An 11,526-nucleotide genomic window follows, 5' to 3' on the forward strand; every position below is an offset into this window, starting at 1 on the left:
TCCCGCCTTTCCTGTCCACTCCAGAAGACCTCTCTAACATAGCGCGACTACGCACTTTTTCGAAACGGCCTTCAGGCTTTGGTAACCATCTTCGGTAACCATACGCTCCATGATCCGTTCCGAGTAAGCGTATTTGCGAGTTGTCCATGTCTTCAGTTGTTTCGCTTGCCGAAGTCTCCCGTTCCACCCGTCCGTTGGGCTGGCTCGACAGCATCATCAAGGGTGACTGCGTTGCCGCGCTCAATGCGCTTCCCGACAATTCGGTCGACGTCGTTTTCGCCGACCCGCCCTACAACCTCCAGCTCGGCGGCATGCTGACCCGTCCCGATCAGTCGGTGGTCGACGCCGTCGACGACGAATGGGACCAGTTCGCGTCGTTCGAAGCTTACGACGCCTTCACCCGTGCCTGGCTGCTGGCCTGCCGCCGCGTGCTGAAGCCGACCGGCACCCTCTGGGTCATCGGCTCGTACCACAACATCTTCCGCGTCGGCGCCATCCTGCAGGATCTGCACTTCTGGATCCTCAACGACATCATCTGGCGCAAGACCAACCCGATGCCGAATTTCAAGGGTCGGCGGTTCCAGAACGCTCATGAGACGCTGATCTGGGCGACGCCGAATGCCAATGCCAAGGGCTACACCTTCAACTACGATGCGATGAAGGCGGCCAATGACGACGTGCAGATGCGCTCCGATTGGCTGTTCCCGATCTGCTCCGGTCACGAGCGCCTGAAAGGTGACGACGGCAAGAAGGTGCATCCGACCCAGAAGCCGGAAGCGCTGCTCGCCCGTATCATGATGGCTTCGACCAAGCCGGGCGACGTCATTCTCGATCCCTTCTTCGGTTCCGGCACGACCGGTGCCGTCGCCAAACGCCTCGGCCGCCACTTCGTCGGCATCGAGCGCGAGCAGGATTACATCGACGCGGCATCGGCACGCATCGACGCGGTCGAACCGCTCGGCAAGGCGATGCTCTCTGTCATGACCGGCAAGAAGGCTGAGCCGCGCGTCGCCTTCAACACGCTGATCGAAAGCGGGCTGATCAAGCCCGGCACGGTTCTGACGGACGCCAAGCGCCGCTACAGCGCGATCGTTCGTGCAGACGGCACGGTCGCCTCCGGCGGCGAGGCCGGTTCAATTCATCGCCTGGGCGCCAAGGTCCAGGGGCTTGATGCCTGCAACGGATGGACATTCTGGCACTTCGAAGAGGGGAACACCCTGAAGCCCATCGACGAACTCAGAAGCGTCATTCGAAATGATCTGGCAAAACTGAACTGATCAACCAGTTCCGCCGGATCCTTCGAAAAGCGCTCTAACCGGTTTTTGTACCTTCAGTCCCGGAAAGAGAGCTTTAAATGCCCGGAATCCTCAATGTGAGGATTCCGGGCATTTGTATGTTTGGGCCATCCGATGGAGCGTTTGAAGCGAGCGCCAGGGCCCTGAGGTCGATTGCCAATCTTCGCATCCGCTCATAGGGTTCGGACAGAGCAACCTTCATCCGAACAAGAGTGTTATCCGCATGGCCGTGCCCGATCGTCTCCAGCGCGTGAAGCAATGGGCGCGGCAAATCAAACGCGACGTCGTTGCGCTCTGGTTCGCCGCGCGAGATCGTCGAACGCCGTTTTCGGCGAAATTCGTTGCCGGCACTGTGGCGGCCTACGCACTTTCGCCGGTCGACCTGATCCCCGATTTCATTCCGATACTCGGCTACCTCGATGATCTTATTCTCGTTCCGCTCGGCATCCTCTTGGCCGTACGTCTAGTGCCGCCAGCGCTGATGGAAGAATTCCGAGAGCGGGCGGCGGCATTGGAAGGACGCCCGTCCAGCCGCAGCGGCCTCCTCGCGATCCTGAGTATCTGGTTCGTGGCCGCAGTCATCGCGGCCTGGCTGGCATGGGGCTTCATCGCGGCCAGGCCCTGACAATGGGCGGCGGCGACCCGTGCCGCCGCCGCGCGTTGAATGGAGGATACGCCGCCTTTAGAGAGCCGGCGTTCCCTGTGGGCGCAAGTGGTAGAGGGTTCGGGCGCCCTTATCCTCGAAGCCGCAACTGGCGAGCACAGGCTCGAGGCGTGCTCTTTCGTCTTCCTGTAACTCGACGGTGGCGACCCTGACATCGGGATAGGCCGCGGGTATGCGCTGAAGCAGGGCGGCAACCAGGGCAATCAGCCCGCAAGACGGGGCATGGTGTTCGGTGATGTGGATCATCATTTCATCGCTCCAGACAAAGGCGTAGGCCTCGGCGACCACGAGGTCGTGATGTTCCAGCCACTGCATCAGCAGCCCGCCCTCATCCCAGTCAGCGATACGTTGGGCGACGGAGTCCGCGTCCCAGGTCGTGGTGCAGGTATCTCCACTGCAGTCCGGTATCCCCGCGTGTGTGAGGAAGTCCACGAACTTTGCGAGGAGATTTTCTGGAAGAGGCGCCTGGACGGCGTAAACGACGGCACCGTCCTTGGGTTTTGCGATTGTGGCCGGCCAGCGCTTGGGTGGCGACTGCCAGGTCCTGAACAGATCCCGAAGCGCGGTCGCGCCGGTCATTTCGACGACCTGCTGGTTGAGGGCGGCTTTTCGGGAGTGCCAGATGATGCCTTCTGAACCGGCCTCTACGGCTGCAAGCCGAAAGAGCCGCGCGAGAATTTCGGCGTCGTGCAGGTCGTGCGACGGCATGGCGTGCCAGCCTCGATCGGCCGCTCTCTTGTTGTCGCCTTCAGTCGGCGGCCGAAGGTTGAGCCAGCCCGCCAGTTTGGCATCGCGTCTGGCGACGACGAAACGGGTATCTGAAAACCGTTCTCCAAACTCTTCCGGAGGCACCTCGTCGCGAAAGCTGGCCTCGGTCGTCGCGTAGAGCTCGTCGATGAAGGCGTCCTTGGCGGCGCCGTCTCGAATTACTGAAAATTCTAAACTATTCATATATTGCCTCTGCGATTGCGCAATCGCAGGTAGTAAATATGATTCGTGGCGGAATCGTGCCGCCACGAGCAGGAGCCATCGTCGATCGGCAGTTTCAGCCTACGGATGAATGCCGTAGCCGGCGAGATCGGCCTTCAGCTTTTCCGGATCGACGAAATGCACCGCATGCCAGCCGGCAAGCCGCGCGGCTTCGACGTTGGGAATGCTGTCGTCGATGAAAAGGGTGGCCGATGGGTCGAGATCGAAGGCCCGCGTGTGCGTCTCATAGATGGCGATATCGGGCTTGATCAGCTTGACGTCGCCCGAAACGGTGACGCCGCGTGGCAGCGTCAGGAAGGGGTAAAGGACCTGCGCCTCGCGGAACGTGTCGGAGGCGAAGTTGGTCAGCATCGTCACGTCGCGTCCTTCGGCGATCAGTCGCTCCAGGAGTGACACCGTCTCCACATAGGCGTGCGGCACCATCTCCTGCCAATATTTGCGGAAGGCGCGGATCTGTTCTTCACGCTCGGGAAAGTCCTTGATCAGCAGCGCTTCCGCCTCTTCCCAGGAACGGCCGCGGTCCTGCTCGATGTTCCAGTCGTGGGTGCAGACATTGGCAAAGAACCATTCGCGCTCGGCCTCGTCGGGGATGAGGCGGCTATAGGGCAGGTTGGGGTCGTAGTGGATAAGCACCTTGCCGATGTCGAAGACGATGTGACGGATCTCGATGCTGCTCATGAACGAATTCCCTGCTTGAACTTTCGGAGTTGGAGCGGGACGGGTGGCCCCGTACCGCGCTAGCGTTCCGCCTTGAAGGCATGCGGGATCGCCTGGGCGATCGCCTTCTTCATCACCGTCGGCAGCGCCTGGGCACTCAGCGAGTGAACTGGCTCCCACCAGCCGTTGCCCTGCGTTCCGGCGCGCGCGACATTGGCGCGGTAGACGGAGAGACGCAACTCGAAATGCGTGAACACGTGGCTGATGGTGCCGCAATCTTCCCAGGCCGCTGCAAAGGGCTGCGAGGCAAGCGAAGTGTCGCCGTCCTGCCGCGACGTCCAGTCAGTGCCGGGCACTTCGGTCATGCCGCCAAGCAGGCCCGTCTCGGCCCGCTTGCGCAGATAAACCGCGTTGTCGGCGTCGATCGCGACGAAGGCGGCGCCGCGCCGAAGCGGCTTGTCCTTCTTCTGCGCTTTGCGCGGAAAGGTTTCCGGATCGGCGACGACAAGCGCGCGACAGTGGGCGCGGAAGGGACAGAGCGAGCAGGCGGGCCGTTTCGGCGTGCAGATCGTCGCGCCGAGATCCATCATCGCCTGGGCGAAATCACCCGGCCTGCTCTCAGGGGTGAGCGCGGCGACGCGGGCCCGCATCTCGGGCTTTGCCGCCGGCAGCGGCGTTTCGATTGCATAGAGGCGGGAAATCACCCGCTCGACATTGCCGTCGAGCACGGCGCTTCTGCGGTTGAAGGCGATCGCCGCGACCGCGGCGGCGGTATAGTCGCCGATGCCGGGAAGGGACTTCAGCCCGTCCTCCGTGTCGGGAAAGCGGCCGCCATGATCGTTCGCGACGGCCTCGGCGCATTTCTTCAAGTTGCGGGCGCGCGCATAATAGCCGAGCCCGGCCCATGCCTTCATCACGTCCTCATTGTCGGCGCGCGCAAGGTCCTCGATGGTCGGCCACAGTGACAGGAACTTTTCGAAATAGGCTTTTACCGCCTGCACCGTCGTCTGCTGCAGCATCACTTCGGAAAGCCAGACATGGTAGGGATCGGCGACGATGCCTCGGCGCGCCATCGGCGGCGAAACCCGCCAGGGCAGGTCGCGATGGTGCCTGTCGTACCATTCCAAAAGCAAGGGTGCAGCGTCCGCCGCCGGTATCGTATCGTGCATGATTTGCCGGGAGTTCCGTTTCCGGCCTATACTTGGCGAAGCGGAGCCGCGGCATCAAGGCTCAATCGACATTGCCTACAGAAAGTCCATACGTGAGCGAGCAGAAGACCCGGAAGGGCGTCGTCCAGATCAGCGAAGTCGCGAACGGCCTGATCGACCCGGTGCTCGCCAAGCGGGCAGGCATCAACACCATGCTGCTCGGCTCCTGGGACGAAATCGCCGGCGAGGACTTTGCCGATTGCACGCGGCCCGAAAAGATCGCCTGGCCGCGACGGGCCTCCGAGATCATGGGCGAGGGCGGCCATCAGCCGGGCGTCCTGACGGTTGCCTGCGAGGGCGCGCGCGCGCTGTTTTTGACCCACGCCCAAGGCGAATTGATCCAGCGCATCAACGGCTTCTTCGGCTTCTATGCGATCGGGCAGTTGCGCATCGTTCAAAAGCCCGTCTCCCAGCAGCCGAAACATCGTGGCAAGCCCAAGCCGCTTTCGGGCGAACCCGCCCGGCGGCTCGAGGCCATGGTCGAAGGCATCGAAAGCGAGGAGCTGAAGGCGGCCTTGCGTCGGCTGGGGACCGCCGTGCTCAATCCCCGGCGCCGCTAAGGCACGGCGCGCAAAACTATGCAGCGGTTTTCGCGACTACGAGACGCGAAAACCGGAGGCTTAAAGCGCAAGCAGCGAATCGGAAAGATCGCGACGCGCTTTTGGGCGGCCATCGCTCGGTCACAATTCTTTGAATTCTGTTGACGCCGCGCCACTTGCCGCCCTGCGCGGGGCAAGATATCGAATCCGCACTGCAATTCCCTCCGAACACGGGTCAAATCATGTCCGCTTCCGCAATGAACCTTACCAAGCGCCTGCTCAGCGGTGCCGCCATCGCAACTGTCGCCCTGGTGCTTGCTGCCTGCAGCGACGAAAAGAAGGAAACGGCCTCCACCGCACCGGCCGCGACCACCGAAGCCGCCAAGGCTGAAACCAAGCCGGCAACGGACGCGACCACGACTTCATCGACGACCGCGACCCCGGCCACCACCGAAGCCAAGCCCTCTGCCGGCACCGAAGTCGCCCAGACGACGGCTGCTCCCGTCAAGGTCGAGCTCCCCTCGTCGGAAGGGTCCGTCGATGTCGCCAAGCTGATGGAACCGGGCGCCCTGCCGGAAATGGCGATCGGCGACGCCAACGCGCCGGTGACGATCGTCGAATACATGTCGATGACCTGCCCGCACTGCGCCGCCTTCCACAACAACACCTTCGAGGCGATCAAGACCAAGTATGTCGACAGCGGCAAGGTCCGCTTCGTGCTGCGCGAATTCCCGTTCGATCCGCGCGCGGCGGCCGCCTTCATGCTGGCGCGCTGCGCTCCGGAAGGCCAGTACTTCCCGATGATCTCGATGCTGTTCAAGCAGCAGCAGCAGTGGGCCGCAGCCCAGAATGGTCGCGACGCTCTGCTGCAGATGTCCAAACTCGCTGGTTTTACACAGGAGAGCTTCGAGGCCTGCTTGACGAACCAAAAACTTCTGGATGATGTGAACACTGTTATGCAACGGGGCGCCAAGGAATTCGGGGTTCAGTCGACGCCGACCTTCTTTGTCAATGGCGAGCACTATTCGGGGGACATGTCGGTTGACGTTATGTCGGCCCTCATCGACAGCAAGCTCTGATCCTTCGCTTTTCCTGAAAACGGGCGACGGCAGCAGCTGTGCGCCCGTTTTTCTTGTCTGGGCTGATGGTAGAGGGGGGGATCTCGTAGCCCCAGCGTCCGCCCCATGAAGTTCAACAAGCTTCGCCTGCTCGGCTTCAAGTCCTTCGTCGAACCGACCGAATTCATCATCGAGCGCGGATTGACCGGTGTCGTCGGACCGAACGGTTGCGGCAAGTCGAACCTCGTCGAAGCCTTGCGCTGGGTGATGGGGGAGAACTCCTACAAGAACATGCGCGCTTCCGGCATGGACGACGTGATCTTTTCCGGATCCGGCAATCGTCCCGCGCGTAACACGGCCGAGGTCGGCCTCTATCTCGACAACAGCGACCGCACGGCACCCGCTGCCTTCAACGACAGCGACGAGATCCAGGTCAGCCGCCGCATCGAGCGCGAGCAGGGCTCGGTCTACCGCATCAACGGCAAGGAAGCGCGCGCCAAGGATGTACAGCTTCTCTTCGCCGACGCGTCGACTGGTGCACGCTCGCCGTCGATGGTCGGGCAAGGGCGCATCGGCGAACTGATCGCCGCCAAGCCGCAGGCCCGTCGCCAGCTCCTGGAAGAGGCGGCCGGCATCTCCGGCCTGCACTCTCGCCGCCACGAAGCGGAGCTGCGTCTGCGTGCCGCCGAGACCAATCTCGAGCGTCTCGACGACGTCACCTCGCAGCTCGAAAGCCAGATCGAGAGCCTCAAGCGCCAAGCGCGCCAGGCCAACCGCTTCAAAATGCTCTCGGCCGATATCCGCAAGCACGAGGCGATCCTGTTCCATATTCGCTGGGTGCAGGCCAAGGAGGCGGAGGGCGAGGCGACGAGCCAGCTCAACCAGGTGACTGCGCTGGTCGCGGAAAAGGCGCAGCAGCAGATGCAGGCGGCCAAGGACCAGGCGATCGCCAGCCTGAAGCTGCCGGAGCTGCGCGAAAACGAAGCGAAGTTCGCCGCCGCCCTCCAGCGTCTGCAGATTGCCCGCTCACAGCTCGAAGAGGATGCCGGCCGCATCCTCAGGCGCCGCGACGAGTTGCAGCGCCGGCTGGCGCAGCTTGCCGAGGATATCGCCCGCGAGGAGCGCCTTGTCGTTGACAATGCCGGCATTCTTTCGCGTCTCGACGAAGAGGAAGCCGAACTCAGCGACATGCTTGCCGAGGCCGACGACCGTGCGACGGAAGCGCGCGAGCGCCTCGAAGACGCAAACGAAAAGCTCGCCGGCAGCGAGGCGCTTTTGGCGCGTCTAACGGCGGAACGCGCCGAGGCACAGGCCGGCCGCAACCAGCTGGAGCGCACGCTGCGCGACCTGTCGGAGCGCCAGGCACGTCTTGCCCGCCAACTTGGCGACCAGTCGCGCGATCTCGATGAACTCGACCGCCAGATGGCGGCCCTTCCCGATCCGCACGAAAAGCAGGGTCAGGTCGAGGTCGCAGAAGCTGCGCTGGAAGAAGCCGAAAGCAATGTGCTCGCGATCGAGGAAAGCCTCGCTGAAGCGCGGCGCATGGAGGTCGAGGCGCGTCAGCCCGTCGATCGGACGCGCGCGACGCTGAACGGCATCGAGACCGAGGCACGCACCATCCGGCGCATGCTGGAGGCGGTGGCCGGTGGCGCCTATCCCGCCGTCGTCGAGGAGATGAAGGTCGACCGGGGCTTCGAGACCGCATTGGGCGCGGCCCTTGGCGACGATCTCGACTCACCGCTCGAAACCGATGCGCCGGCCCATTGGCGCGCGCCGGGGGATCATGTCGGGGACGACGAATTGCCGGAAGGCGTGAGCCCGCTGATTGCCCATGTGAAGGCGCCCGATGCGCTGACCCGCGCCCTGAAGCAGATCGGCATCGTCGCAAGCGAGGCGGAAGCCGAGCGGCTGCTGCCCCTGTTGAAACCCGGCCAGAGCCTCGTCACCAAGCAGGGTTCCGTCTGGCGCTGGGACGGCCACGTCACCGGCTCCGAGGCGCCAAGTGCTGCCGCATTGCGGCTGGCGCAGAAGAACCGGTTGGCCGAACTCGATACCGAGGCCGACGGCGCCGCTGAGGCGCTGCGCCTCGCGGAGGCCGAACTTGCCTCTGCGGGCAGTCGCATCCGCGCCGAGGACGAGCGGTTGCGGCTTGCCCGCGACGCGCAGCGCATGATCACCCGACAGCTCGGCGAAGCCCGCGACGCGCTCGCCGCCGCTGAACGCGCCTCGGGCGACCTTGCCCGCCGCCGCGCGGTGCTTGCCGAATCGCGCAGCCAGATCGAGGCGCAGGTCGAAGAGGTGGCCGAGCAGATCGAGACGGCCAACGACGCGCTCGTCGATGCGCCCGATCTCTCCGAACTGGAACTGACGCTGCGCACACAGACGGCCGATGTCGCAGCCGATCGTGCCGCCGTCGCCGAGGCCCGTGCCGCCCATGATGGCCTGGCGCGCGAGAACGAGGCGCGTCAGCGGCGCATCGCGGCGATTGCCAGTGAACGACAGACCTGGAAGGCGCGCGCGGCGAGCGCCGATGAGCACATCGCGACCCTGCGCGACCGCGAGGCAGAAGCCCGCGACGAGGTCGAAGAGCTGATCGATGCGCCCGACGAGTTCGAGGACAAGCGCCGGGCGCTGATGAACGAGTTGCAGAAGGCGGAAGCGGCCCGACGCGAAGCGGCCGATCTGCTTGCCGAGGCTGAAAACCGCCAGCGCGAGGCGGACCGGTTGGCGGCAACCGCGCTCTCCGAACTGGCGGAATCGCGCGAAAAGCGCGGCCGCGCCGAAGAGCGGCTGGTCTCCGCCCGCGAACGTCGCGTCGAGATCGAGGCCCGCATTCAGGAAGCGCTCTCCTGCGCGCCGCACGAGGTCATGCGATTGACGGGGCTTGCCGTCGACGAGGCACTGCCGGACATGCGCAACATCGAGCGCGAGCTCGAACGGCTGAAGATCGAGCGCGAGCGGCTTGGTGCCGTCAACCTGCGTGCCGAAGAAGAACAGAAGGAGCTTTCGGAAAAGCTCGCCCTGCTGCTCAGAGAGCGCGACGACGTCATCGAGGCGATCCGCAAGCTCAGGAGCGCCATTCAGAACCTGAACCGCGAGGGCCGTGAGCGCCTGATCGCCGCATTCGACGTCGTCAACGTACAGTTCCAACGGCTGTTCACCCACCTCTTCGGGGGTGGCACGGCCGAGCTGCAACTGATCGAGAGCGACGATCCACTGGAGGCCGGCCTTGAAATTCTCGCCCGCCCGCCGGGCAAGAAGCCACAGACCATGACGTTGCTTTCCGGCGGCGAGCAGGCGCTGACGGCGATGGCATTGATCTTCGCCGTGTTCCTGACCAATCCCGCGCCAATCTGCGTGCTCGACGAAGTCGACGCCCCGCTCGACGACCACAATGTCGAGCGCTACTGCAACCTGATGGACGAAATGGCGGCGTCGACCGAGACACGCTTCATCATCATCACCCACAACCCGATCACCATGGCCCGCATGAACCGCCTGTTCGGCGTGACCATGGCCGAGCAGGGCGTCTCCCAACTCGTCTCCGTTGACCTGCAGACGGCGGAACGCCTGCGCGAAGTCGTCTGATTCACTCAAATTCGGCGATGAAACCGGATACCGGCCGCGATGGGTCGCGCGCTTCCCAGGTGTCGACGTAGGCGGCGAGGGGGACTTTGTTTGCTCGATAGGCTGCGTAAGGCGTTGCCGCCCCAGCCTTTTCCGGCGGCCGCCTGAACCACCTGGCGAAGGTGACGGCAGTGCCCGTCGTCCATCTCCACCCTTCGGCACTGCCGTTCTCGTTGGAGAGCCCGAGCCATGGCCCGACCCGCCGGTGCTCGCCGCCTTCGAACGAACTGCTGAAGAACCGGTCATCCGTATTCACGAGTGAGGCGACGAACGTATTTTCATCGCTGGAATCGATCGTGGCAAGGTGACCGCCGCAGCGCACGACGATCGCCTTCGCTTCCTGCCAGCCGACTTGCTGCCCGTCATAGACTGCTGCATAGAGGTGTCTGGCAAAGGTGCCATAGGTCAGTGGTAGAGGCGAAAGACACCGCACGATGGCGATGACCGGTTCGTCCTCCAGTCCCTCGAGATCGGTGGGGTCATAGCGGCGTGCGCTGGTAGCCGAGAGAATGTCCTGATCGATCCGGGCAAAGGTGAGACCCAGGCTCGCTCCGGTCTCCTGATCGAGAAATCCGGATTGCTTTAGCCCGCGGGCCGCCTGAAATGCCGTGACCGCCCTGCGTGTCTGGCCACCGAAGGCGCCGTCCGTCGCGCCCGTGTCAAAACCCTTGCTCTGCAGGGCCTGTTGCGCGGCTGCGCGCTTGTCCTTGCTATCGAGCATCTTCTGTTCCTGTGCCATCGCAGCCAGGGATGATCTGAAGTCGTCGCTTTTGCCGAGCCGCTGAATGGATTGACGCGCCGCGTCGGCGTAGCTGCTCTCGCCATGTTTGGCGATGAAGCGCTTCCAGGTCCTGGCCGTGTCCACGCGCATCGCCTTGTTGAAGTCGAGCGCGGCGATATCGACGTTGTCAACTTTCAAGGGTCGGGGCGCTTCAAGCGTGGCGCTGCCGTCGAGGTAGAATTCCAGATCGAGAGAGGAGAGGATCTGTGGCGACTGTTTGCCGCCAGTTGCCGAGCGCACCTCACGGATCACGCGCTTGAAGGCGGTGCCGATTTCGATCCCTGGGCCGGAGAGGTTGGTTATCAGCGCCCGGGTGAAGGGCGAATGCCCGTCGGTTCCGTCAGCCGCCACCTGTCCGGGCGCCGCAGCAAAGGCAACGAGCGTGCCGGCGCCCTGTGTCTCGATCGGTGCCAGACCTCTGGTGGCGCCGCCGCGGCTTGTGCCCGCCACGTCACGATTGAGTCTGTCTGCGAGCGGATTGTTGCGGCAGGCGTCGAGGAAGATCAGGGAGATTTTCGCGCGTTGTTCCAGCGCGTTCATGATCTCCGACAGCGGCATGGTTTCTGCCGGAACGTCAAACTGCGGATTTCGGTAAATCGGGACATTCATTTCAGCAAGTCGCGGACAAGCGTTTCGCTAAGTCGCGGACAACGGGTGCGATCGAATTCCGGTTGCCTGGTTGCTGTTACGGGTGATTGATTTCGGTT

General features: G+C 63.5%; 9 protein-coding genes. 5 read left to right on the forward strand and 4 right to left on the reverse strand.

All coding sequences use genetic code 11. From position 1 onward, the window contains the following. Positions 1–146 precede the first annotated feature (146 nt). On the forward strand, positions 147–1,277 hold the full coding sequence (locus IB262_RS15680; protein ID WP_034801293.1) for a site-specific DNA-methyltransferase: 1,131 nt from the start codon (positions 147–149) through the stop codon (positions 1,275–1,277). Positions 1,278–1,518: 241 nt separating this feature from the next. Then, entirely contained in the window at positions 1,519–1,920 is a 402-nt protein-coding gene (locus tag IB262_RS15685) for a YkvA family protein (RefSeq protein ID WP_060516293.1), read from the forward strand. Positions 1,921–1,977: 57 nt separating this feature from the next. Here the strand turns inward: IB262_RS15685 and IB262_RS15690 are convergent, their stop codons facing one another. Genes IB262_RS15690 through mutY form a run of 3 tightly spaced genes read right to left on the reverse strand, consistent with a single transcriptional unit; the run spans position 1,978 to position 4,778 of the window. Next, complete coding sequence (locus IB262_RS15690) at positions 1,978–2,976, reverse strand: hypothetical protein (RefSeq protein ID WP_162728761.1); 999 nt, start codon at positions 2,974–2,976, stop codon at positions 1,978–1,980. 33 nt (positions 2,977–3,009) lie between these two features. Beyond that, entirely contained in the window at positions 3,010–3,627 is a 618-nt protein-coding gene (locus IB262_RS15695) for an HAD family phosphatase (RefSeq protein WP_112975870.1), read from the reverse strand. A gap of 59 nt (positions 3,628–3,686) precedes the next feature. Next, on the reverse strand, positions 3,687–4,778 hold the full coding sequence (gene mutY, locus IB262_RS15700; protein WP_089045175.1) for an A/G-specific adenine glycosylase: 1,092 nt from the start codon (positions 4,776–4,778) through the stop codon (positions 3,687–3,689). An 89-nt stretch (positions 4,779–4,867) separates the two neighbouring features. On the opposite strand from mutY, the gene IB262_RS15705 reads away from it, so the two are divergent. The 3 genes from IB262_RS15705 (at position 4,868) to IB262_RS15715 (ending at position 9,999) form a co-directional block, all read left to right on the forward strand. Further along, positions 4,868–5,374 carry a DUF721 domain-containing protein gene (locus IB262_RS15705; protein WP_034801304.1) on the forward strand — a complete coding sequence of 169 codons (507 nt, stop codon included), beginning with the start codon at positions 4,868–4,870 and terminating at the stop codon, positions 5,372–5,374. Positions 5,375–5,595: 221 nt separating this feature from the next. Then, complete coding sequence (locus tag IB262_RS15710; protein ID WP_089045177.1) at positions 5,596–6,432, forward strand: DsbA family protein; 837 nt, start codon at positions 5,596–5,598, stop codon at positions 6,430–6,432. Positions 6,433–6,537: 105 nt separating this feature from the next. Further along, positions 6,538–9,999: a chromosome segregation SMC family protein gene (locus IB262_RS15715; RefSeq protein ID WP_112975871.1), complete on the forward strand. Its 3,462-nt coding sequence runs from the start codon at positions 6,538–6,540 to the stop codon at positions 9,997–9,999. Position 10,000: 1 nt separating this feature from the next. On the opposite strand, the gene IB262_RS15720 is transcribed toward IB262_RS15715, so the two are convergent. Next, on the reverse strand, positions 10,001–11,428 hold the full coding sequence (locus IB262_RS15720; protein WP_348646920.1) for a caspase family protein: 1,428 nt from the start codon (positions 11,426–11,428) through the stop codon (positions 10,001–10,003). Positions 11,429–11,526: the final 98 nt, after the last annotated feature.

It is taken from the genome of Ensifer sp. ENS02 (assembly GCF_014851885.1).
GTDB classification, from domain to species: domain Bacteria; phylum Pseudomonadota; class Alphaproteobacteria; order Rhizobiales; family Rhizobiaceae; genus Ensifer; species Ensifer adhaerens.